Below are 22291 nucleotides of genomic sequence, written 5' to 3' on the forward strand. Positions count from 1 at the left end.
GGACATTTCCTTAGTGACGACCTTCAGCACGGCGACCCTGGCTTTCGACATGCCCAGGAACTGTCGCCTATGTCCCGACTCAGGTGTCGCGTGTCAGTTGTCGCCTATGTCGTGAACCCAGACACCCTCAGCTCCACCAGCGCGGCTCTCCGATCAGGTCGGGGAGTCGCTTTCAACGGGGCTCGGCCGGATGTGAGCGAGCTCCGGTCGGGTCGCGAACCACAGGCACAGCGACGCCATCGCCGCTCCGAAGGCGATCGTGGTCGGCAACAGTCCCACCGCACCCGCGGCGAAGCCGAGGAGGGGCACCGACAGCGGCAGCAGAGCCATGTCTCCCAGGGCCGTCACGGACGAGACGCGCCCGACGTACGCCGGGTCGATCGTCGCCAGGAACGCTGACGACAACCAGACGGACGCCAATCCGGCGGTCACCCCGACCACGAACATGCCGGCCATCACTCCCGGCTTCCAGGACGCGCCGATGCACGCGAGCGCGAGCCCCTGCACGACCAGGACGCGGAATCCGGCGGCAGCGGAGCGCGCAGGTAGCCAGCGGATCGCGGCGAGGCTGCCGAGGATCGCGCCCGCGGCGAGGGCGCCGTCGGCCAGGCCGAGCCAGTGCGACCCCCACCCGGATCCCTCGACGCGCAGCGCGAGGCCCAGTGCGGTGATCGGCGTGACGAACACGTTGAGCGCCGTCAGCCCGACGACCAACAACCGGGCCGAGGCCGTGGCGCGCAGGTAGCGCACGCCGGCCGTGAACGACTGCCGCCACCGCGCTTCGGTGGCACGCGGCAACGGGTAACGCGGCCGGACGACGCAGCCGATGACGAGCGCGATCGCGAGGAAGGTGGTTGCGTCGAGCAGCATCGCGGCGACCGGGCCCCCGATCGCGACGACCACGCCGCCGACCGGTGCGCCGATCAGCCGCATCACCCGGCCGCTGACCTGGTTCCACCCCATGACCGCCCCTAGGTGCTCGGGCGCCACCAAGGACCGGATCAGCGCACTCCCTGAGGGGATCGTCAACCCGGCGGCGACGCCGAAGCTCAGGGCCACCGCCCCCAGCGTGGCCGCGCCGTCGAGGCCCGAGTGCCACGCCGCAGCGCCGGCGACCAGCACGACGGCGCGCGCGAGGTACCCCGCCAGGAGCACCCGGCGCGGATCGAACCGGTCGGCGACCACGCCACCGACGAGGACGAGCCCGGCCTGCGGCACCATCTCCGCAGCCAGGACCACGCCGGCGAGACCCGGCGACAAGGTGTGCGCTGCGGTCCAGGCAAGGGCGACGACCCAGACGGCGTCGCCGAACCACGAGACGGCGACACCCATCAGCCAGGTCAGCACCATCGGATCGCGCGCAGGTGTCGGCGAGGGACGATGGGTGACTGCCGCTGCGGTCACGGGTGCACCGCCTCGGTCGGGAAGGTGCGGACGACGACGCGGACGGGGCGCCGTTCGCGCTGGGGTCGCTCGGCGGCGTCACGAACGCACTCGTCGGCCCAGGCGACCATGACGTCCTGCAGGCGACTGCTGAGGTCGCGCAGCTGGGCGGCGGTCGCTCGCGTGGTCGTGTCCGCGGACGTCGCCGCGCGGCGCCACTTCTCGGGTGCGGAGGAGGCGCGCGTCATCCACTGCTGCACCGCGCGGACCTGGTGACGGAAGTTCTCGACCTCTGCCCGGTCGGCCACGAGCCGCCCCGGGGTGTCGGCCAGGAAGTCGTCAGCGCTCCAGCTCAGCTGTCGCGGAACGACGCGCCACCAGCTCTCCCGGGTGTCCCTGGCCAGCTCCGGTGCAGGCTCGACGAAGCCCTGCTGGTGCAAGGGCTTCAGATGGTGGCTCACGGACCCGACCGCGAGGCCGGTCCGCCCGGCGAGACCTCCCACGCTGGCAGGCCCCTCGAGGGCCAGGATCTCGTGCAGCCACCGGCGGGTGGGGTGGTGGAAGGCGATCAGCACGTCGACCAGCTCTGAAGGTCGGTCGTCCGGCAGGTGGTGCCGCTCCGCGGCGGGCTTCCGAGGCATGCCGCCCACCCTGACGTCGGGCGAGATCAACGCACAAGAGGTCTTGTATAACTGTCGACCAGTGGCGTGCTCAGTGACGAGTCGGGACGAACACCAACTCCTGGCTGCGCCCGTCGAACGTGCGGCTCGAGACGAGCTCGAGGTCGAAGTCCTCGGTGTCGTGGAAGACCCGGTCGGTGCCGGTGCGCCCGCTGATCACGGGAAAGATGGTCAGCTGGACGAAGTCCACGAGGCCTGCCGCCATCAGGGAACGATTGAGGGACAGGCTCCCGTGGGACCGGAGAGGCACGTCGTTCTCGGCCTTCAGACGCCGTACGAGGTCAGCGGCTCCGCCCGCGTGGATGGTCGCGTTCGGCCAGCCGCGCGTCTCGCGCAGTGTGGACGACACGACGGTGACCGGCGAGGCGAAGATCCTGCGGTTGGCCTCGTCGAGGTTGTCGGCACCGAGGTCCGCGAAGATGCCGGCCATCTCCCGGAAGGTGGTGGAGCCGAGCACGACCCGCACGTCCGAGTCGTAGGCCGCGAGCCTGTGCGCAAGGAACTCCGGTCCGTCCTTGCTCCAGTAGCCGCCCCAGACCCCGTCTGCCGCGTACGATCCCCAGCCGTCGACGGTGGAGAAGACGTCCCAGGTGTAGGTAGCCGTCACCGTTGCTTCCTTTCCGCTCTCTCGATGTACGTGTCGGTCACAGCTCGCAGGGCAGGACCGACCTCAGCTTGGACAGGCCGCGCGAGGCATGGCTCTTCACGGTTCCGGTCGACACGTCCAGCTCGGCGGCGGTCTGTTCGACGGAGAGGTCGAGCCAGTAGCGCAGCACCACCGCCTTCCGCTGCATCTCCGGCAGACCTCGGATCGCGGTGAACAGGTCGTCCTGACGGTCCTCGGGGTGGTCGGTGACGGCGATCGCGTCGGCCACGACGCCGCGGCTCACCTCGCGCCGCCAGCCTCGGCGCGACTCGTCGATGCAGGTACGGACGATGATCGTCCGCAGGTAGGACTCCTCACCGCCCTTGCGGGTGACGCGCGGCCACGCCACGTAGAGCTTCACGAGCGCCGTCTGCAGCACGTCCTCCCCGCGGTGGTGGTCACCGGTGATCGCGTGTGCCAGTCGCAGCAGATGTTGGTACCGGGCGCTGACGAACTCGCTGAACTCGGTGTCGCGCGTGCTCCTCACGGGCCGCAGGCTCCTTCGCAGACGGGCGTCCGCGCCTTGTCGTCCACCCACTCCTCGAAGGTGGTGCGGGGCAACGCCTTCGTGAAGAACCCGCCCGCCACGCGGGCCGAGTCCTCGACGAAGTCGAACTTCCAGACCTCCTCGTCGCCGCACCTCGCTCTGAACGCGACGTGGTCGTCCCCCTCGAGAACGACGAGCCCCGGCGTCGACGTCCAGTCCGCCGACCGATCGCCGAACGTGATGACGTACTGACGGTCCGGACCCGTCTTCACCACCTTCAGACGAGGAACGGCGTCCGGCGCGCAGACGTCGAACAGCGCGGCGCCCGGGACGCTCTGCCGTGTCGCAGCCGTCGCCGGGTCGGCCACGCTGGGTCCGAGGTCGCGAGGATTCGACGCTGTCGGCGACGCAACCAGGACGAACCCCACGGCACCGAGCCCCAGGCCCAACACGCCGACGGAGGAGATGACGGCCCGGTGGCGGTTCCGGGCTCGGTGTCCGGCGCGAAGGAGCCCTCCGCATCCGGAGACGCGCCCTCGTGCATCGGAATCGCTCTGTCCAAGTCGTCTCGCAGAACGTTCATGGGATCGCGTCCCCTCCCTAGGCAGCACTGGCACCCCTTGAGACGGATGCCCGTGCCTCGGCGGTTGTCACTGCTCAGTCCTCGCCAACGGATTAAACTGTACAACAGTGTACGAGATGTGGTAGTACTCAAACATATCTGTTCGAGTTGCCGGGAGGCGTCATGGCGAAATCGGTTCGGACGGCGCGCACCCGCCGGCCCGGTCGCTGGCTGTGGCCCGAGAGCTTCCGACCGTGGGACGGCACGGCCGCTCGCGCCGACCTCGTCCTGCTCGGCGGGTTCGCAGCCGTCATCCTGCTCGGCTTCGCCCTGCGGCCGGCCAAGCCGTTCCTCGTCGCTGAGCACCCGGTGGCGCTGCAGCTCGTCAGCGGTGACCTGCTCGCCACCGGGGCGGCTGCCGCGTTCGCCCGCGCGGGCGAGGTGCCGCTCTGGCTCGTGGTCGCCGCCGGCGTGGTCGGTACGGCGAAGCTCGACTGGCTCCTGTGGTGGGCCGGCCGGCGGTGGGGAGAGGGGATGATCCGGATGATCGCCGCTCCGCAGCAGGCGGCGCGCTACTCCGCGCGGGCCAGGAACCTGAGTCCCTGGGTCGTCCGCGTCGCGGTGGCCCTCGCTGTGCTCCCCGGGATCCCGACGCCGGTCGTCCTCGTCGTCGCCGGGATGGCCGGGATGCGGCTGGTCACCTTCCTGGCCCTCGACCTCGTCGCCGCCCTGCTCGTGACGAGCCTGGTGGCCGGACTGGGCTACGCGCTGGGGCAGCACGCGGTCGACCTGGTCCTGGTCATCGACCAGCACGCCTCCCGCATCAGCCTCGCCCTCCTCGTGCTCGCGTTCCTGGTTCCGTGGGTGCGGGCGCTGCTCCGGCGTCGGCGGCGCCGCCGCCGGGAACGGCCGGCTCTGTCGGGCACGCAGCCGGGAAGTGGGGTGGTGTCGAGGAAAGGGGCGCCGACGCGGGCGCTGTCGACAACGGTCGTGAACGCGCAGCCCGTCGGCCACAATGCCGTGTGGACATCATCGGTGAGACCTACGACGTTCATGTCGCGGACGAGCGAACCCAGCTCGAGGCGTTCGTGCGCACCTACCGCCGGGCGCTGCGCGCCTCGTTGACCAGCGTCAGCGAGGCGGAGGCCCGGCGCCGGCTGGTCCCGTCGAAGACCACGCTGCTGAGCCTGGTGAAGCATGCGACGTACGTCGAGCGGATCTGGTTCGGTGAGACCGTGACGGGGACGCCGCGCGCCGACCTCGGGTTGCCGCCGACGGTCGACGACTCGTTCGACCTCGACCCTGACGACACGATCGCGAGCGTGCTGGCCCGGCACGAGGAGGCGGTCGCCGCTTCCGAGAGCGCAGCGCGTCAGCTGGCGCTCGACGACGAGCTGACCGGACACCCGAGGATCGCCGCCGTGACCCTGCGGTGGGTCTATCTGCACATGGTCCGTGAGCTCGCGCAGCACGTCGGCCACGCCGAGATCCTCCGGGAGCAGCTGATCGCGCAGCGGGACAGCGGCGGACGCTGACGTGGGTCACCGCCGCGCCAGGCGGGGATCCCAGGTCGGGTCCGGATAGGTCGGGGGGCAACCCACCTCGGGCGCGTCGGGTCGCAGCTCGTAGTGCCACGGCTCGTTGTCGTAGACCCGGCACAGCCCGTACGACGCCCCGTGGTCCGTCAGCCACGCCTGCGCATCGGAGCCGCCGATGTCGACGGCGTCGCCCGACACGTGCGGGGAGGTGTCCGGGGTCGCGACCCAGCGGGCGGCTTCCTCCTCGGAGCCGTGCTCGGCGATCGCCTCGCGGAGCAGCTGTGCCTGGTAGCTCCTCGACCGCCAGCCGCTGTTGACCTGCAGCACCACGCCGTCGCGTCCCGCCTCCGTCCCGGCTTCCTGCAGGGCACCCCGCAGGTCAGGGTCGAGCCGGGCGATGGCTGGGTAGTGGTCGTCGAACACCGTCGCGCCGTCCGGGACGTCACCGTCCGCGGTGGTCCGGCCGTTCCCGCGATCCGCGCCCATGTCCAGGTCGAGCCCGAGCGAGGACGCTGAGGGGAAGGGCTTCAGCAGCACGAGGGCGAGCAGGGCGCTGAGCGCGAAGGCGGCGACGAGAGCGAACCGGCCGACAGGTTGAGAGAACATGCCGAGCAGTCAAGGGAGCGCGGCGTTGTCAGGGCGTATCCGATTTCGCATACGCCGGCGATATGTTCCCGGCCTAGCATCGTGGACACCATGCGCGTGCTGATCGTCGAGGACGAGCCCTACCTGGCCGACGCCATCCGCGACGGACTCCAGCTCGAGGCGATCGCCGCGGACGTCGCCCGGGACGGCGACGCGGCGCTGGAGATGCTGAGCGTCAACGCCTACGACATCGCGGTCCTCGACCGCGACATCCCTGGGCCCTCCGGCGACGAGGTCGCCGCGCACATCGTGGGCACGGGCAGCGGCATGCCGATCCTGATGCTCACTGCCGCAGACCGGCTCGACGACAAGGCGTCGGGGTTCGAGCTGGGCGCCGACGACTACCTCACCAAGCCGTTCGAGCTGAGGGAGCTGGTGCTGCGGCTCCGCGCTCTCGACCGGCGACGCGGGCACCACCGCCCTCCGGTGCGCGAGATCGCCGGCCTGAGGGTCGATCCGTTCCGGCGCGAGGTCTTCCGCGAGGGCCGGTACGTCGCGCTGACGCGCAAGCAGTTCGCCGTGCTCGAGGTGCTGGTCGCCGCCGAGGGCGGGGTGGTGAGCGCGGAGGAGCTGCTCGAGCGGGCTTGGGACGAGCACGCGGACCCATTCACCAACGCCGTGCGCATCACCGTCTCCGCGCTGCGCAAGCGGCTGGGCGAGCCGTGGGTGATCGCGACCGTCCCCGGGGTCGGCTACCGGATCGACGTCGGGACGTCGGCGGTGCAGGAGCAAGAGGGTGGCTAGACCTCCGGGCTTGAGCGCCCGTCTCAAGCTCACCCTGAGCTACGCCGGGTTCCTGATGGTCGCCGGCGTCCTGCTGCTGGCGGTGGTCTGGGTGTTCCTGCTGCGCTACGTGCCCGACGGCAACCTCGTGTCGGAGTCGCCCGGAAGCCGGCCCGCGCTCTTCGTCCCGAACCGGTCCGACCTCGAGCGGGCCTTCGTGCCCCGCGCCGCCGCTGCCCTCGGGTTCCTGCTGGTCCTCGGGCTCGTCGGCGGGTGGGTGCTCGCCGGACGGATGCTCGCGCCGCTCGCGCGGATCACCGACGCCACCCGACTGGCGGCGACCGGGTCGCTGTCCCACCGGATCCGGCTCCCGGGACGCAAGGACGAGTTCCGCGAGCTCGCCGACGCCTTCGACGGGATGCTGGCGCGGCTCGAGGCGCACGTGGCCGAGCAACAGCGGTTCGCGGCCAACGCGTCCCACGAGCTGCGCACACCGCTGACGGTCACCCAGACCCTGCTCGAAGTGGCGCGCAGCGAGCCGGGGCGCGACCCCGCCGAGCTGGTCGAGCGGCTGCACACCGTCAACGCGCGCGCCATCGACCTCACCGAGGCCCTGCTGGTCCTCAGCCGAGCGAACCAGCGCGCGTTCGCGGAGGAGCACGTCGACCTCTCACTCCTGGCCGAGGAGGCGACCGAGACCCTGCTTCCGCTCGCCGAGAAGGAGGGCATCGCGATCGAGACGAGCAGCGGCCCGGCGCCGACCGCCGGCTCGCAGCCGCTGCTGCTGCAGATGGTGACGAATCTCGTGCACAACGCGATCGTCCACAACCTTCCGGCCGCCGGGGTCGTGCGGGTGCGGACTACGACTGACAGCTCGGGCGTGCTGCTCACGGTGGCGAACACGGGGCCCGAGATCGCACCCGCGCTGGCGGCCACCCTGACCGAGCCCTTTCAACGCGGCGCTGAGCGTCGGCACTCCGAGCACGCCGGCGTGGGACTGGGTCTGGCGATCGTCGAGAGCATCGTCGGTGCCCATGACGGCACTCTGCTCATCGAGCCGAGGCCCGGGGGCGGGCTGCTCGTCAGCGTCCGCCTCCCGGCGTCGGCTCGCCGATGACGAGCTCGGCGAGCGGGACGGCAGGGTCGCGGAGCTCGTCGGTGGCCTCGCGCCCGACCCACGCCCGGATCGGTTCGATGGCGTCCCAGTCGTTGGTGTGCATGCCGGCCAGGACCCGACCCTTCCGGATCCAGAACGTCGTCGTGACGCGGGAGGCGAGATCACCACGGACCACGACCTCGTCGTACCCCTCGGGGCCCACGTGCCCGACGTGCTCCATGCCGAGGTCGTACTGGTCGGTGAAGAAGTAGGGCTGCCGGTCGTAGGGCTCGTCGTCGCCCAGCATGGTGCGCGCGGCGTGCCGGCCCTGGTGGATCGCGTTGTCCCAGTGCTCGACGCGGATCCGGCCGAGGAGCGGGTGGTCGTGGGTGGCGACGTCGCCCGCCGCGAAGACGTGTGGGTCGCTGGCGCGCAGCCAGCCGTTGACGAGGACACCGTGGTCGTGGACCAGCCCGGCAGTGACCGCGAGGCGGTCGTCGGGCACGGCGCCGATGGCGACGAGGACCAGGTCGGGCGAGAGCTCGTGGCCGTCGGAGAGCCGCACCGTCGTCCGGCCGCGGGAGTCGTCGATCGCGTCGACGGCCGTCCGTAGCCGGAGGTCGACGCCGTGCTCGCGGTGCAGGTCGGCGAACAGGCCGCCGAGCTCGGGACCCAGGGCGTTGCCGAGCGGGAGGCTGGTCGCCTCGACCACCGTGGCGGTGCCTCCCGCGGCGCGGACGGCGGCCGCAACTTCGAGCCCGATCCAGCCGGCGCCGACGATGAGCACGTGCTCGGTGAGGCGGTCGCCGAGGGCAAGCGCGTCGTCGAGAGTCCGGAGGTAGCGGACGTCGGCGCCGGACCGGTCGGCGAGCGGGAGGTGCCGGGGGGTGGCGCCGGTGGCGAGGAGCAGGCGGTCGTACGGCAGCCGCCGGTCGCCGATCAGGACGTGGCCGGTGTCGAGATCGATGCCGGCGACGGCGGTGCCGGTGAGAAGCTCGACCTGTTGCTCGTCGTACCAGGTGGCGTCGTGGACGAAGACCGAGTCCGGCTCGGCGCTGCCGAGCAGCAGGCCCTTGGAGAGCGGCGGCCTCTCGTAAGGCGGGTGCGGCTCCGCGCCGATCAACGTGATGTCGCCGGTGTGGCCCTGCGTGCGCAGCTCCTCGACGGCGCTGATGCCGGCGAGCCCGCCGCCGACCACCACGACCTTCATGACGCGCTCCTCGTGAGGGCGAGGAACTCCGCGCGGCTGCGGTGGTCGTCCCGCAGCCGGCCGAACAGCGCCGAGGTCGTGGTGCGAGCACCGGTCGCCCGCGCGCCGCGCAGGCTCATGCAGGTGTGCTCCGCCTCGATGACCACGCCGACGCCGCGCGGTCGCAGCACGCCCTCGAGGTGGTTGGCGATCTGCTGGGTCAGGCGCTCCTGGGTTTGGGGCCGGCGCGCGTGCAGGTCGACCATCCGGGCGAACTTCGACAGGCCGAGGATGCGATCGCCCGGCAGGTAGCCGATCTGGGCCCGCCCCACGAACGGCAGCACGTGGTGCTCGCACACCGACTGCAGCGGGATGTCCTTGACCAGCACCAGCTCGTCGTACTGCTGCTCGTTGGGGAAGGTGGTCAGCTCGAAGTCGGGCCCGCTGGTCATCTCGATGAGCGCGAGAGCCATCCGACGCGGCGTCTCGGCGAGGTTCTCGTCAGTCAGGTCCAGCCCGAGCGCGGTGAGCAGGTCGGCGGCCGCTCGCTCCGCCGCAGTGGCGTCGACCTCCGGACGCGGGCGGGTGGCCCGCGGCCGCCAGGACCGCCCCTCGGTCGTGGCGGCCGACGGTTCGGTGGGGACGGTGGCAGTGCTCACGCCGTCGCCCGGCCGCGGTCGAAGGCCAGGGCGGCGAGAGCGAGCGCACCGACGAGGAGGCCGAAGTCGCGCAGCGCGACGTCGTAGAAGTCGCCCATCGTCACCAAGTTGAGGATGATCCCGCCCAGCCAGCCGGCGACGAGGAGCGAGCCGAAGCGGGGTGCGACGGCGACCACGATCCCCGCGACCACCTCGATGACGCCGACGGCCAGCATCGCGTCGTGGGCGCTGCCGGGGACGAGGTCGTCGATCCAGGGCGCGAGGTACTGCTCCCAGTCGGTGAGCAGCTCGGCGAACTTGTCGAGGCCGAAGGCGATCGGCGCGACGGTGAAGACGGTGCGCAGGAGCAGGAAGGCCCGGTCGGGGCCGGACCGGGAGTGATGTGTCGTGAGGGGAGCGGCGGGGTCGGTGTCTGTGGCCATGGCCAATCCTTTCTAAAACAGAGGTATCTCTGCATTACACGCTCGACCAAGTCTTGTGTCAAGAGCGTTCTGTTTTAGACTTTCGACCATGGACCTCAGCGCACAGGCGTCCGGCATCGGCGCCCTGGCCGACGACACCCGCAGGGCGCTCTACGAGTACGTCGCCGCCGAGAGCGCGCCGGTCGGGCGCGAGCAGGCCGCCACGGCCCTGGGGCTCGCGCTGCACAACGTGAGCTTCCACCTCGACCGGCTGGTGGCCGAGGGGCTGCTCGAGGTGGAGTACCGGCGGCTGACCGGGCGGACCGGCCCGGGTGCGGGCCGGCCGAGCAAGCTCTACCGTCGCGCGGCCCGGGAGTTCGCCGTGTCCCTGCCGCCCCGGCGCTACGACCTGGTCGGCGACATCCTGGCAGCGGCGGTGACGCAGGCCGGTGAGGGCGTGCCGCTGGACGAGGCGCTCGCGGGGTCGGCACGGAGCGAGGGCCTCTCCCTGGCGCAGGAGGCTGCCGGCGCCGTACGTCCGGGGACCCTGTCCGTCCTCGCCGAGGTGCTGCGCAGCCAGGGCTTCGAGCCACAGATCGGCGACGAGGTGGTCGAGCTCGCGAACTGCCCGTTCGACGCGCTCGCCCAGAAGCACACCGACCTCGTGTGCGGTCTCAACCAGGCGTTCGTGCAGGGCGTCGCAGACGGCCTCGAGTCCGAGGTGACAGCCTGCCTGGAGCCCGAGCCGGGCCGGTGCTGCGTCAAGGCCAGGCCGACCGCTGCCCTCACCTGAGCGGGTCGAACGGCCGCAGAGCCCGCGGCTGGAGTCCCGTCGCGATCTGCTCCGCGAGCAGCTTGCCGGTCGCCGGGCCGAGGGCCACGCCCCACATCCCGTGACCGCCGGCGACGAAGACCCGCGACGAGCGCGTCTCCCCGACGAGCGGGAGGCCGTCGGTCGTGCACGGTCGCGAGCCGACCCACTCGTCGGTGCGGTGGTCGAGGTCGACACCGGGCAGCAGCGCGCGGGTCGCCTCGACGATCGCCTCGATCCGGCGCGGGTCCAGCGGCTCGTCCGCACGGCGGAACTCCATCATCCCGGCGACCCGGAGCAGGGGAACGTCGTCGTCCGCGAACGGACCCGGCGGCAGGGCCGCCGGCTCACTGAGCGGGGTGCAGGCGACCCGCTGGGCCGGGAAGTAGATCGGGCTGTCCGGCACCTGCTCGCCGGTGACCATGAACGAGTAGCCGCGTCCGGGGTGCACGACCCGTCGTACTCCGAAGGGACGAGCGAGCCGGCCGAGAGCCGCTCCGGTCGCCAGCACGACCGCGTCGTGGCGGCGCCGCCCACCGTCGCTGTCGAGGAGGCTGGCGCCCTCGCCGTCGGTCTCGACGCCGGCCACGTGGACCAGCTCGCGGAGCTTGCCGCCCCGCGCGACGACCGAGTGGGCGAGCGCCCGGACGAACGCCGGCGGGTGGATGTAGCGCTGGCCTCGGAGCAGCACGGCGGCGCCGATTTCCGTGCCGACCGCGGGCTGCGCCTGCTGGACCTGCGGACCGGTGAGGTAGTCGTAGCGGACGGGCTGGCCGGCGCGTTCGATGCGGTCGAGCTCCGCGATCAGGGTGCCGGCCTCGGCGGCGGTGCGGAAGCAGGCGAGGAACGGCCGAGCGCGGTGTGCGCGCGGCGTCGCGCCGGCGTCCGCGAGGTCCTCGAACGCGCGGATCGCCAGCTTGTTGATCGGCGCGTAGGCGGCCATGCCGCGGTCCCACCGGGCTTGCGTGCAGTGCCGGGCGAAGCCGATGAGGAAGCGCCACAGGGACGGGTCGAGCCGCGGCGGGACGTAGACGGGCGAGGTCGGGGTGAGTGCCGAGCGCACCCCGTAGCGGAGGACATCGGGCTCGGGCAGGGGAGCGGTGAGCGCGGGCGTCAGCCAGCCGGCGTTGCCCCACGAGGCGCCGCTCGCCGCCTGGTCGCTGTCGTAGACGGTGACGGTGAAGCCGCGCTCCTGGAGGAACCACGCGGTGCTGAGGCCGACGATGCCGGCGCCGACGACGGCGACGTCGGCGAAGTCGTGGTTGCTGGGCCGGGTCATCGCCCGCTCACCTCCGGCTCGTCGACGCGCCTGCGGACGGACGTGAGGTCGGCCGCGCACCAGGCGCAGACCGTCGCCCACGGCTTCTCGGTGAGCGTGGTCAGCGAGATCGGCTCGGCGCAGTCGGTGCAGGTTCCGTAGGTGCCCTCGTCGATCCGCGCGAGGGCGTGGTGCGCCGCGCGCAGGGTGGTGAGCAGCTGCGTGCGGTAGTGGAGGGTACGGCGACCGAGGTCCTGCGGCGGCGGCAGCGCCCGCAGCCGCAGGGTCACCGACTGGATCGTCGCGGCGAGCCGGCAGGGCGTGTCGACCGGCCATGCGACGGTGTCGTCGAAGCGCCGGCCGCCCCGGGTGGGGAAGACGGGCACGAAGAGGTCGACGCGCTCGTCCTCGGTCGGCCGGCGTGGCGGTGCGTTGGGCTTGCGCGGTGCGGACGGCTTGCGCGGTGCGACGGCGCGGGCGTTGCGGGAGAACCAGACGGACGCGAAGAGGGCGGTCCAGCTGCTGGCAGCGAGGGTGGTGGTGGGTTCGGAGAGCATGGCGATCTCCTCCTGGAGGTGGCGCGACGGAGGGCGCGTCGGCACGGAGCAGACCGTGCGGGCGGACGCGCGAGGGCGTCGCACGACGCTGACCTCAGACGCGACGGGTCGCGCGGGCGCGTCGTACGGACGGCGAAGCGAGGCACCTGCTCCCGCAGAGCGGTGAGCAGGCGTGAGCGCTCGGGCTCAGCGGGTCACGCAGGCGGTGCGCGGTCGACGCTGCGTCGCAGCACGTCGAGCCCGCGGACCCCGCGGGCCTGCTCGCTGAGCTCGATGGCCAGGAGCGCGGCACCCGAGGGAACGTGCGCCGGACCGGCGGTTCCCTGTCGCGTCTCGAAGATCGGTGCCATGTCTCGGACCATAGCAGCGAGGCGGTCACGGCGTGCCGTCCGCGGAGAGCCGGGACGAATCAGGCTGCCGGGTAGTCCGACCGCCGCACCACCGCTGATTTCCGACCGCGCTGTCGGTCCATGTCGGCAGGATGTCCACGGACAGGAGCGAGACATGGCAGAGAACGACGGCCTGCTGCGGCCGGGCGCCGACGGGTACGACGACGCGCGCCGGGTGTGGAACGCCATGGTCGACCGCCGTCCGGCTCTCATCGCCCGCTGCCGCGATGCGCAGGAGGTCGTCGCGGCCGTGCATCGCGCCCAGCGGGAGGGCCTCGAGATCGGGGTCCGTTGCGGTGGGCACAGCGTCGTCGGGCTGGCGGTGCCCGAGGGCGGGCTGATGATCGACCTGACGCCGATGGGCGCGGTCCGCGTCGACCCCGAGCGGAGACGGGCCCGGGTGCAGGGCGGTGCGCTGCTCGGTGCGCTCGACGCGGCTACCCAGCCGTCCGGGTTGGCGACCACTGCCGGCAACGTGTCGCACACAGGCGTCGGCGGGCTCACGCTCGGTGGCGGGATGGGCTGGCTGGCCCGCAAGCACGGCCTGACTTGCGACAACGTGGTGTCCTTCGAGCTGGTCACCGCGGCCGGCGACGTCGTCCGCGCGTCGGCCGAGGAGAACACCGAGCTCTTCTGGGGGCTGCGCGGGGGCGGTGGCAACTTCGGCGTGGTGACCGAGTTCGAGTTCCGTCTCCATGACACCGGCACCCGGGCGCTCAGCGTCGAGCTCGACTTCCCGGTCGGGGACGCACGGGAGGCGCTGGCGCGGTGGCGCGATCTCGGTGTGACCGCGCCGCGGGAGGCGACGTACGCCGCGACCGTGCTCGGCGGCACCGCGACGCTCGGCTTCGTGTGGGTCGGGAATCCGGACGAGGGCCGGCAGCACGCGGCGGGCCTGGAGGCGCTCGGTCGTCCCGCCGAACGGCGCGTGGCAGAGCTGTCCTACCTCGAGCTCCAGCGTCGGGAGGACACCCTCGAGGGTCACGCCCTCCGGCGGTACTGGAAGGGCCACTACTTCGAGGAGCTGTCCGACGGTGCGCTCCAGGCGCTGCTCGCGCACGATCCCGCCGTGGCGGCCAGCGTCCAGACCTACGGCGGTGCGATCGCGGACGTGCCCGACGACGCGACGGCGTTCAGCCAGCGCCGGACCGCCTTCGAGTACGTCGGCTCGGCCCGCTGGGTGGACCCGTCCGAGGACGCGGACCGGATCGCCGCGGCGCGCGTGAGCGCGGCCGCGCTGGCGCCGTACTCGAGCGGTGTCTACGTCAACGCGCTCGGCGACGAGGGGCCGGCCGGCGTACGGCGCGCCTACCCGGAGGCCAAGCTCGCGAGGCTGACCGCGCTCAAGGACGCCGTCGACCCCGCTAACGTCTTCCACCTCAACCAGAACATCGCGCCGAGCCGGCAACCGTCGGCGCCCGGCGGGACGGGAGATCGCCGATGAGCATTGCGCTGAACCACACGATCGTGCACGCATCGGACCGCGATGCCACCGCGACGTTCCTCGCCGAGATGCTCGGGCTCCCCGAGCCGCAGGAGTACGGGCCGTTCCGGGTCGTCGAGCTCGCCAACGGCGTGAGCCTCGACGTGATGGCGGACCGTGGGACGTTCCAGCCGCAGCACTACGCGTTCCTGGTGGGCGAGGACGACTTCGACGCCATCCTCGCCCGGATCGAGGAGCGCAGCCTCGCCCACTGGGCGGATCCGGCCCATCAGCAGGAGGGTCGGATCAACCACCACGACGGCGGCCGCGGCCTCTACTGGGAGGGCCCCGACGGCCACAACCTGGAGATCATCACCGTCCCCTACGGCGGCTTCTGAACTCCTGGGTCTGGTCCCCGACCGGGTTGGGTACCGGGGCGCCATGCTCCCTGCCGAGACCACCACCGACCACGACGCGACCGGATCGGAACAGGTCGCCGACTTCGGCGGCCTGGAGATCCGGTGGGACTCCCGCGTGCTGCGCCCGCGGCCGTGGACGACCGCGCAGAGCCATTGGATCGCCGCCCTTGCGGACGGCGGAGCGCCGGGCCCGATCCTCGAGCTGTGCTGCGGGGCGGGCCAGATCGGGCTGCTGGCCGCGTCGCTCACCGGCCGGGACCTGGTCCAGGTGGACCGCGACCCGGTGGCGGCCGACTACGCCCGCCGCAACGCGACCCTGGCCGGTGTCGCTGCCGACGTGCGGGTCGGCAGCCTGGCCGACGCCCTGGAGCCGGGCGAGCTGTTCGGCCTCGCGATCCTCGACCCGCCGTGGGTGCCCTCGGCCGACGTGCCGAACTTCCCCGAGGACCCGGTGGGCGCGATCGACGGCGGTCTCGACGGCAGCGACCAGCTGCTGCTCGGGCTCGGCGTGGCGCTGCGGCACCTGGCGCCGGGCGGCTACCTGGTCGTCCAGGTCGGCAGCCACGAGCAGGTCAGCATCGTCGAGCGGCTCGTCGACGGCATCCAGGGCGGGAGCTCGGGCTGGCGCGTGCTCGAGGTCCGCGACTACCTGCCGGGCGGCCTGCTGGTCGCGATCGGCGACCAGCGCTGACCGGTTGAGCCGGTCGGCCCGCTCAGCCGGACCGGCCGGGCGCCGACCACAGGCCGGCGTCGGTCCAGTCGATCTCCAGCAGGTCGGCGACCAGGTCCACGATCCGCAGCGCGCCGGCGTCCTCCAGCTCGGCGTGCCCGAACCCGCCGGAGCGTACGGCGAGACAGCCGATCCCCGCGCGCGAGGCGGACTCGATGTCGTAGACCGTGTCGCCGACGAAGACGGCCGACTCCACCCCGTCGAGCCGCCCGAGCGTCTCCTCGAGCAGGTCGGGGTGCGGCTTGGACTCGTCGACGTCGGCGGAGGTCAGCAGCGCGGAGATGGCCGCCCCGACGCCGAGGAGCTCCACCGCTTCCTTGCTGAACTCCGGGTCACCGGACGAGGCGAGCGCGACCGCGAACCCGTCGTCGGCCAGCCGCCGCACCAGCTCGGCCGCGCCCGGGAGCGGGAGCACCTCCGCACGGATCTCGGCGTACTCCTCCCGCCAGGCGTCGCGCAGGTCGTCGCCGTGCTTCTCCTCGACCTCGTCGCTCGTCACGGCCGCGACCAGCCGGTCGCCGCCCATCCCGATCGCGCGGTGGAGGCGCCAGATCGGCGGCACGTCGGTGATCCGTGCGAAGGCGCGGTGCCACGCGACGGCGTGGTGGTAGGTCGAGTCGACCAGGGTGCCGTCGATGTCGAAGAGGACGGCCCTGCCCTGCCCGGCCTGGCCGGTCATGCGGCCGATCCCGCCGACCCCGACGGGGCCGCCGCCCGCAGCTTCTCCAGCAGCGGGCCGGCCGCCTCGCTGAGGAACCGGTCCTGCCCGTCGTCGCCGACCTGCACGAGGGCGACGTCGGTGAACCCGGCCTCCCAGTAGGCGCTGACCGCCTCGACGATCGCGTCGAGGTCGGGGCCGCAGGGGATCGCGTCGGCGACGTCCTCGGGGCGCACGAACTGGGTGGCGCCCTCGAAGCCGGCGGGCGTCGGCAGGTCGGCGTTGACCGCCCAGCCGCCGCCGAACCACCGGAACTGCTCGTGCGCGCGCTTCACCGCGGTGTCCTCGTCGGTGTCCCAGCAGATCGGGAGCTGTCCGATCGCGCGGGCGTCCGTGCCGATCTGCTTCGCACCGTCGACCGCGTTCCAGTCCTCGACCAGCGACGACTTCGGCTCCACGCCGATGAGGTGGTCCCCGAGGGGCGCGAACGTCTCGATGGCCCGGTCGCCCGCGACGGCCATCCCGAGCTCGACGCCCTCGTCGGGCACGTCCCAGACGCGGGCGGAGTCGACCTGGAAGTAGTCACCGCGGAAGTCCACCAGCTCGCCGGTGTGCAGCGCGCGGATGATCTCGGTCGCCTCGCGCAGCATCAGGTGGCGGTCCTGGATCGCCGGCCAGCCCTCGCCGACGACGTGCTCGTTGAGGTTCTCGCCGCTGCCGAGCCCGAGGGTGAACCGGCCCTCGGCCAGGATCTGCAGGGTCGCTGCCTTCTGCGCCACGACCGCCGGGTGGTAGCGCATCGTCGGGCAGGTCACGTAGGTCATCAGGCCGACCCGGGACGTCGCCTGCGCCACGGCGCCCAGCACCGTCCAGACGTACGGGGCGTGCCCCTGCTCGACCAGCCACGGCGAGTAGTGGTCGCTCGCGACCTCGAAGTCGAAGCCGACCTCCTCGGCCGCCCGGGCGTACCGCACCAGCTCGCGCGGACCGCTCTGCTCGGTCATCAGGGTGTAGCCGAACTTCGTCATCGAACGCCTCCTCCGTCGTCCCTGGCGCGTTACCCGGGAGGCGTGGTGGCATTCCCTCGCCGGTTCAGCCCTTGACCGCCCGGCCCTCCGGGTCGACGAGCGGGCGGAGCGAGACCGAGATCGGGTGGGTGCCGGACCCCGACGCGACGTCGTACGACGCCGCCCGGACCCACGCGGCGTCGACCGGACCGCCGTCGGCGTCCCACAGGTAGGCGAGCCCGACCGCGCTGCCGACGGTGGCGCCCCAAGCGGCCGAGGTGACCTGCCCCGCCGGCACGCCGTCACGGCGGACGAGCTCGCCGCCCCACAGCATCGCGTCGGGGTCTTCGACGGAGAACGACACCAGCGTGCGCCGCGCGCCGGCCGCCTTCGCGCGCTCGAGGGCCTCGCGGCCGAGGAACGGGATGTCGGTGCGCAGCTTGCAGGCGAAGAGCAGGCCGGCGTCGACGGGCGTGTGGTCGGGCGTCAGCTCGCGGCCGAACGCGCGGTAGCCCTTCTCGAGCCGCAGCGAGTCGATCGCGTAGTAGCCGCCGTTCGCCACGCCGAGGTCGGCGCCCGCGGCCATCAGGTCCTCGTGGACGCCGACCGCGAACTCGGTCGGCACGTAGAGCTCCCACCCGAGCTCGCCGACGTAGGTGATCCGGGTGGCGCGGACCGTCGCGTAGCCCAGGTCGATCTCCCTGCTGGTGCCGAACGGGAACGCCTCGTTCGACAGGTCCGCGCTGCTGACCCGCGTCAGCAGGTCCCGCGACCGCGGCCCCATCACCCCGAGCACGGCGTACGACGACGTCAGGTCGACGACGGAGACGGCCGCTCCGGCGGGGAGGTTCGAGCGCAGGTGGTCCTGGTCGCGCTCGGTGGTGGCCGCGCTGCTGACGACGAGGTACTCGGTCGGGCTGAGCCGGGTGACGGTCACGTCGGACTCGTAGGTGCCGCGCGCGTTGAGGAGGCCGGTGTAGACGGTGCGCCCGGCCGGGACGGCGACGTCGGCGGTGCAGAGCCACTGGAGCGCGGTCTCGGCGTCGCGGCCGACGACGAGGTACTTGGAGAAGGACGTCTGGTCGAAGATGGTCACGCCGGTGCGGGTGTTCTCGTGCTCGGCCGCCACCCACGGCAGCCACCCCGGCTTCGACCAGGTGTAGTCGATGCCCGGGGGGGTGCCGGGCGGGGCGAAGAAGATCGGCCGCTCCCAGCCCATCTTGCTGCCGAACCGCGCGTCCGCCTGCTCCAGCACGTGGTAGAGCGGTGAGCGCCGGAACGGCCGTGCGGTCCGCATCTCCCGGTTCGGCCACGGGATCTCGTAGTGCAGGCCGAGCACCTCGGCCACCCGGTCGTGGAGCCAGCGGTTGTTGCCGTTGAACCGCGCGAACCGGCGGATGTCGACGGCCGTCAGGTCGGAGGTCGGCTCGCCCTCGACGATCCACTCGGCGAGCGCCCGGCCGGCACCGCCGGCCGACGCGATGCCGACCGAGTTGAAACCGGCACCGACGTAGAAGCCGCGCACCTCGGGCGCCGGGCCGAGGATGAACTGGTTGTCAGGGGTGAAGCTCTCGGGCCCGTTGTAGAACTTGCGGATCCCGGTCTCATGCAGCGCCGGGATCCGGTGAAGAGCGCTTTCCATCAGGACCGAGAAGTGCTCCCAGTCCTCCTCGAGCAGCTGGAACTCGAACGGGTAGGGGATCGCGTCCGGCGCCACCCACGGCTTCGCCTCCGGCTCGAACCCGCCGACGACGAGGCCACCGACCTCCTCCTTGAAGTAGGTGTAACCGTCGGGGTCGCGGAGGATCGGCAGGTCCGGCCGGACGCCGGCGAACGGCTCGGTGACGACGTAGAAGTGCTCGGCGGAGTGCAGCGGCACCGTCGCGCCGACCATCGCGCCGACCTGCTTGGCCCACTGTCCGGCGCAGTTGACGACGACCTCGGCCTCCACGTCGCCCGCATCGGTGCGGACGCCGGTGACGACGCCGTCCTCGACCAGCACGTCGAGCACCCGCACCCGCTCCCGGACCACCGCGCCGCGCTGTCGCGCCCCCTTGGCCAGCGCCTGCGTCAGGTCGGTCGGGTTGGCCGTCGCGTCGCCGGGGAGCCAGATCGCACCGACCACGTCGTCGACCTGCATCACCGGGTAGCGCTCCCTCGCCTCCTCGGGCGTGAGCAGGGTGCACTCCAACCCGTAGGCGTCCGCGCTCGCTGCGGTACGACGCAGCTGGGTCATCCGGTCCTCGGTGCGCGCCACGGTCACCCCGCCGCACCGCTTGTAGCCGGTCGACAGGCCGACCTCGGCCTCGAGCTCGGCGTAGAGCTGCGTGGAGTACTGCACCAGCCGGGTGCCGCTCTCCGAGGCCCGCAGCTGGCCCACCAGCCCGGCCGCGTGCCAGGTCGTGCCCGACGAGAGCCGGCCCTGCTCCAGCAGCAGGACGTCGGTCCAGCCCAGCCTGGTCAGGTGGTAGGCGACGCTGGTGCCGATCACGCCGCCACCGACGACGACGACCCTGGCGCGGGTGGGGAGGTCGCTCATGAGACTGCCTCCGTCAGCAGCTGCCGCAGGCGCGGGCTGCGGAACGTGGCCTCCGCCTTGTCGAACCGCTCCTGTCCCCACGCCGTGAAGTCGTAGTCGATCGGGCTGGTCGCCGCCTGGATGAAGCCCCAGAGCGACCAGCCGTACTCGCTGCACAGCGCCTGCAGGCGGACCTGCGCGAGATCGGCCCGGGACGGGGAGGAGCCGAGGTAGGCCTCGACCCAGGCGTCGATCTGCGCCTCGTCGAAGTCGCACTCGGTGGTGGTGTTGCCGAGCTCGAAGTAGGGGTCGTTGTTGCCGGAGTATTCGTAGTCGATGAGCCACACCCGGTCGCCGTCGTCGATGTAGTTGGCGGCGAGGAGGTCGTTGTTGCAGGGCGCCGCCGGCCGTCCGGACCGGCCGAGCACCCGTCGTACGTCGGCCCACGCGTCCGCGTGGTCGTCGTAGGTGGGCGGCAGCGCGAACCCGTGCTCGCGGACCGACGCCCGGTAGGTCTCCTGCCGCGCGAACATGTCGAAGGTGCCCGTGAACGCCGGGCCCGCGTGCAGCCGCCGGCAGGCGACGGCCGCCCGCCCGAGCACGGCGGCGTCCGCGAAGTCGGCGTTCTCCAGCGGGCGCCCCTGCAGGTACGAGATCACCAGCATCCCGAGGTCGGGGCGGTACTCCAGCACCTCGGCGCCGACGCCGGCCGCCGCGGCGTGACGGGTGTTCTCGTGCTCGGCGTCGCGGTCGATGCCGAGCAGGCCGGCGTCGCTGGAGGAGCACCGCACCACCAGGTCGAGCGGCGGTCCGTCGTCGGTGGTCCGCACCCGCAGGTTGTGGTTGGTCAGCCCGCCCGGCAGGTCCGAGGCGTGCCAGGACCGCCCCGCCAGCACGGCGAGGCGGTCCAGGTCGGACGTCACCCGGTCAGCTCTCGTCGAACGCCTTCACCACGGCCGGGTCGATGTTGGTGATCGGCCCCGTGAACCACTTCTTCGCCGAGGCGTGCCACCAGATCGTCAGCAGGATCAGGGCGCCCAGGGTGACCACCGGGGCGTAGTTGAGAAACTTGAGCTCGAACTCGTCGCGGAACGGATTCGCGGCAGGTGTCGTCGGCATCATCAGGTAGAGGGACACGATGACGATCTCGGCGACGGCGATCGGGTTCATCCACTTGTACTTGCTGCCGTTGGTCCAGGCTCCGGCCTCGAAAGAGTCGCCCTTGCGCCAACGCAGGTAGATCGGGATGGCGAACGAGGCGTAGAGACCGATGACCGCGATCGACGTGACTGCGTAGAACGCCAGCGGCACCGGTGTCCCGGCGACGTCGACCTCGATCAGCGCAGGCAACGTGAGGACGGCGGCGGAGATCGCGACGAGCAGGACGGCGTTGACCGGCACCCGGTTGGCGTTCACCTTCGCCCACAGGCCCGAGCCGGGAACCGCTCGGTCGCGGCTGAACGCGAAGGTCATCCGCGATGCCGAGGTCAAGCAGGCGGTGGCGCAGAAGAACTGCGCGGAGGCCGAGATGAACAGGACGACCGTCGCCCAGTTCTTGTCCAGGGCCGACAGGAAGATCGGCTGGACCCCGAGCCCCGCGAGCGCGTTGTCCGGGTTGCCGGCGGCGTCGTCCGGGATGGCGAACACCACGCAGAGCAACAGGATGTAGCCACCGATCGCCGAGTAGAGGATCGAGCGCCAGATCCCCTTCGCGGCTGCCGTCGACGCCGACGCTGTCTCCTCCGAGAGGTGCGCGCACGCGTCGAAGCCGGTGATCGTGTACTGCGTCAGCAGGAACCCGAACGGCACGATCGCGAAGAAGAACGCCAGGCTGCTCGTGCTGCCGTCGGCATAGCCCGAGCCGTTGTAGCGCTCGGTGAACACGTAGCTGAACGACTGGTGCTGGTCGGGGACGAAGATGAGGATCAGCACGATCGCCGAGGCCCCCGCCACGTGCCACCAGACGGAGATGTTGTTCATGACCGCCATCAGGTGGCTGCTGAAGATGTTGAGCAGGGCAGCCAGGGTGAGCACGACCACGAAGATGATGAACACCCGGGTGAGCGAGTAGTCCTCGGCCCAGCCCGCGGAGTACGTGCTGAGCGTCAGGTCGATGAAGGTCGCGCACCCGTACGCCACACCCGCGCTCACCGCGACCAGGCCGATGAGGTTGAGCCATCCCGTGTAGAAACCGGCGGCAGGGCCACCGAGCTTCGACGCCCACCAGTAGATGCCCCCCGACGTCGGGTAGGCCGAGACCAGCTCGCTCATCGTGAAGCCGATGAGCAGGATGAACACGCTGAGGATCGGCCACGACCAGGAGATCGAGATCGGGCCGCCGTTGTTGAAGCCGGCACCGAAGTTGGTGAAGCAACCGGCCAGGATCGAGATGATCGAGAAGGAGATGGCGAAATTGGAGAACCCGGACCAGGACCGGTTCAGCTCCTGCTTGTACCCGAGCTTGGCGAGATGCGCTTCGTCGTCGTTGTGGATCTTCGCGTCGGCCATGAGG

The 22291-nt window shown here is 71.8% G+C and carries 25 protein-coding genes; 8 read left to right on the forward strand and 17 right to left on the reverse strand.

What is annotated here, in order from left to right; translation table 11 throughout:
- Positions 1-153: 153 nt before the first annotated feature.
- The 5 genes from DJ010_RS18780 to DJ010_RS22800 form a co-directional block, all read right to left on the reverse strand.
- Positions 154-1404, reverse strand: a complete 1251-nt coding sequence (locus DJ010_RS18780; protein ID WP_146207401.1) for an MFS transporter — start codon at positions 1402-1404, stop codon at positions 154-156.
- Positions 1401-2024 carry an ArsR/SmtB family transcription factor gene (locus DJ010_RS18785; protein WP_146207402.1) on the reverse strand — a complete coding sequence of 208 codons (624 nt, stop codon included), beginning with the start codon at positions 2022-2024 and terminating at the stop codon, positions 1401-1403. The genes DJ010_RS18780 and DJ010_RS18785 overlap by 4 nt, the downstream gene beginning before the upstream one ends.
- 70 nt (positions 2025-2094) lie before the next feature.
- The gene (locus DJ010_RS18790; RefSeq protein ID WP_109696656.1) at positions 2095-2670 is read right to left on the reverse strand and encodes a dihydrofolate reductase family protein; all 576 of its coding nucleotides are present in this window, start codon (positions 2668-2670) and stop codon (positions 2095-2097) included.
- Positions 2671-2707: 37 nt separating this feature from the next.
- Positions 2708-3196, reverse strand: a complete 489-nt coding sequence (locus DJ010_RS22795) for a SigE family RNA polymerase sigma factor (RefSeq protein WP_245927707.1) — start codon at positions 3194-3196, stop codon at positions 2708-2710.
- Positions 3193-3564 (reverse strand): hypothetical protein, encoded by a 372-nt coding sequence (locus DJ010_RS22800; RefSeq protein ID WP_245927708.1) that lies wholly within the window; start codon positions 3562-3564, stop codon positions 3193-3195. Before DJ010_RS22800 ends, DJ010_RS22795 begins: the two co-directional genes overlap by 4 nt.
- 377 nt (positions 3565-3941) lie before the next feature.
- On the opposite strand from DJ010_RS22800, the gene DJ010_RS18800 reads away from it, so the two are divergent.
- Positions 3942-4883, forward strand: a complete 942-nt coding sequence (locus tag DJ010_RS18800; RefSeq protein ID WP_109696660.1) for a VTT domain-containing protein — start codon at positions 3942-3944, stop codon at positions 4881-4883.
- Positions 4847-5293: a mycothiol transferase gene (locus DJ010_RS18805; RefSeq protein WP_245927709.1), complete on the forward strand. Its 447-nt coding sequence runs from the start codon at positions 4847-4849 to the stop codon at positions 5291-5293. The genes DJ010_RS18800 and DJ010_RS18805 overlap by 37 nt, the downstream gene beginning before the upstream one ends.
- A gap of 6 nt (positions 5294-5299) precedes the next feature.
- On the opposite strand, the gene DJ010_RS18810 is transcribed toward DJ010_RS18805, so the two are convergent.
- Positions 5300-5902 (reverse strand): M15 family metallopeptidase, encoded by a 603-nt coding sequence (locus tag DJ010_RS18810; protein ID WP_109696662.1) that lies wholly within the window; start codon positions 5900-5902, stop codon positions 5300-5302.
- A 90-nt stretch (positions 5903-5992) separates the two neighbouring features.
- Between DJ010_RS18810 and DJ010_RS18815 the strand changes: the two genes are divergently transcribed.
- On the forward strand, positions 5993-6685 hold the full coding sequence (locus tag DJ010_RS18815; RefSeq protein WP_109696663.1) for a response regulator transcription factor: 693 nt from the start codon (positions 5993-5995) through the stop codon (positions 6683-6685).
- A gap of 10 nt (positions 6686-6695) precedes the next feature.
- Positions 6696-7781: a sensor histidine kinase gene (locus tag DJ010_RS18820; RefSeq protein ID WP_281271149.1), complete on the forward strand. Its 1086-nt coding sequence runs from the start codon at positions 6696-6698 to the stop codon at positions 7779-7781.
- Here DJ010_RS18820 and DJ010_RS18825 read toward each other — a convergent pair.
- From DJ010_RS18825 to DJ010_RS18835, 3 genes are read right to left on the reverse strand one after another with little or no spacing between them, the layout of a single operon-like run.
- A complete protein-coding gene (locus tag DJ010_RS18825) occupies positions 7747-8970 on the reverse strand; it encodes an NAD(P)/FAD-dependent oxidoreductase (protein ID WP_109696667.1) in 1224 nt (407 codons plus the stop codon). The two genes, DJ010_RS18820 and DJ010_RS18825, sit on opposite strands and share 35 nt — an antisense overlap.
- Entirely contained in the window at positions 8967-9608 is a 642-nt protein-coding gene (gene folE, locus DJ010_RS18830; protein ID WP_109696669.1) for a GTP cyclohydrolase I FolE, read from the reverse strand. The genes DJ010_RS18825 and folE overlap by 4 nt, the downstream gene beginning before the upstream one ends.
- Entirely contained in the window at positions 9605-10030 is a 426-nt protein-coding gene (locus DJ010_RS18835; protein WP_109696671.1) for a hypothetical protein, read from the reverse strand. The genes folE and DJ010_RS18835 overlap by 4 nt, the downstream gene beginning before the upstream one ends.
- A gap of 88 nt (positions 10031-10118) precedes the next feature.
- On the opposite strand from DJ010_RS18835, the gene DJ010_RS18840 reads away from it, so the two are divergent.
- Positions 10119-10802 carry a helix-turn-helix transcriptional regulator gene (locus DJ010_RS18840; RefSeq protein WP_109696673.1) on the forward strand — a complete coding sequence of 228 codons (684 nt, stop codon included), beginning with the start codon at positions 10119-10121 and terminating at the stop codon, positions 10800-10802.
- Here DJ010_RS18840 and DJ010_RS18845 read toward each other — a convergent pair.
- The 3 genes from DJ010_RS18845 to DJ010_RS22160 form a co-directional block, all read right to left on the reverse strand.
- The gene (locus tag DJ010_RS18845) at positions 10795-12099 is read right to left on the reverse strand and encodes an NAD(P)/FAD-dependent oxidoreductase (RefSeq protein WP_109696675.1); all 1305 of its coding nucleotides are present in this window, start codon (positions 12097-12099) and stop codon (positions 10795-10797) included. The genes DJ010_RS18840 and DJ010_RS18845 overlap by 8 nt on opposite strands.
- Positions 12096-12680, reverse strand: a complete 585-nt coding sequence (locus DJ010_RS18850) for a TraR/DksA family transcriptional regulator (protein ID WP_109696677.1) — start codon at positions 12678-12680, stop codon at positions 12096-12098. Before DJ010_RS18850 ends, DJ010_RS18845 begins: the two co-directional genes overlap by 4 nt.
- Before the next feature lie 149 nt (positions 12681-12829).
- Complete coding sequence (locus tag DJ010_RS22160) at positions 12830-12985, reverse strand: hypothetical protein (RefSeq protein WP_158283063.1); 156 nt, start codon at positions 12983-12985, stop codon at positions 12830-12832.
- A gap of 154 nt (positions 12986-13139) precedes the next feature.
- Between DJ010_RS22160 and DJ010_RS18855 the strand changes: the two genes are divergently transcribed.
- From DJ010_RS18855 to DJ010_RS18865, 3 genes are read left to right on the forward strand one after another with little or no spacing between them, the layout of a single operon-like run.
- Positions 13140-14468 carry an FAD-binding oxidoreductase gene (locus tag DJ010_RS18855; RefSeq protein ID WP_109696679.1) on the forward strand — a complete coding sequence of 443 codons (1329 nt, stop codon included), beginning with the start codon at positions 13140-13142 and terminating at the stop codon, positions 14466-14468.
- Positions 14465-14845, forward strand: coding sequence for a VOC family protein (locus DJ010_RS18860; RefSeq protein ID WP_109696681.1), 381 nt, complete (start codon positions 14465-14467; stop codon positions 14843-14845). Before DJ010_RS18855 ends, DJ010_RS18860 begins: the two co-directional genes overlap by 4 nt.
- 43 nt (positions 14846-14888) lie before the next feature.
- The gene (locus tag DJ010_RS18865; RefSeq protein ID WP_109696683.1) at positions 14889-15557 is read left to right on the forward strand and encodes a methyltransferase; all 669 of its coding nucleotides are present in this window, start codon (positions 14889-14891) and stop codon (positions 15555-15557) included.
- Between the two features lie 22 nt (positions 15558-15579).
- Here DJ010_RS18865 and DJ010_RS18870 read toward each other — a convergent pair whose 3' ends face one another.
- The 5 genes from DJ010_RS18870 to DJ010_RS18890 all read right to left on the reverse strand — a co-directional run bounded on the left by DJ010_RS18870 (position 15580) and on the right by DJ010_RS18890 (position 22287).
- Positions 15580-16275: an HAD family hydrolase gene (locus DJ010_RS18870; RefSeq protein ID WP_109696685.1), complete on the reverse strand. Its 696-nt coding sequence runs from the start codon at positions 16273-16275 to the stop codon at positions 15580-15582.
- A complete protein-coding gene (locus DJ010_RS18875; RefSeq protein ID WP_109696687.1) occupies positions 16272-17282 on the reverse strand; it encodes an LLM class F420-dependent oxidoreductase in 1011 nt (336 codons plus the stop codon). Before DJ010_RS18875 ends, DJ010_RS18870 begins: the two co-directional genes overlap by 4 nt.
- Before the next feature lie 64 nt (positions 17283-17346).
- Entirely contained in the window at positions 17347-19800 is a 2454-nt protein-coding gene (locus DJ010_RS18880) for a GcvT family protein (protein WP_109696689.1), read from the reverse strand.
- On the reverse strand, positions 19797-20702 hold the full coding sequence (locus DJ010_RS18885; protein ID WP_109696691.1) for a choline kinase family protein: 906 nt from the start codon (positions 20700-20702) through the stop codon (positions 19797-19799). Before DJ010_RS18885 ends, DJ010_RS18880 begins: the two co-directional genes overlap by 4 nt.
- Positions 20703-20706: 4 nt before the next feature.
- On the reverse strand, positions 20707-22287 hold the full coding sequence (locus DJ010_RS18890; RefSeq protein WP_109696693.1) for an amino acid permease: 1581 nt from the start codon (positions 22285-22287) through the stop codon (positions 20707-20709).
- Between the last annotated feature and the right edge of the window lie 4 nt (positions 22288-22291).

This window comes from Nocardioides silvaticus (assembly GCF_003160695.1).
GTDB classification, from domain to species: Bacteria; Actinomycetota; Actinomycetes; order Propionibacteriales; family Nocardioidaceae; genus Nocardioides; species Nocardioides silvaticus.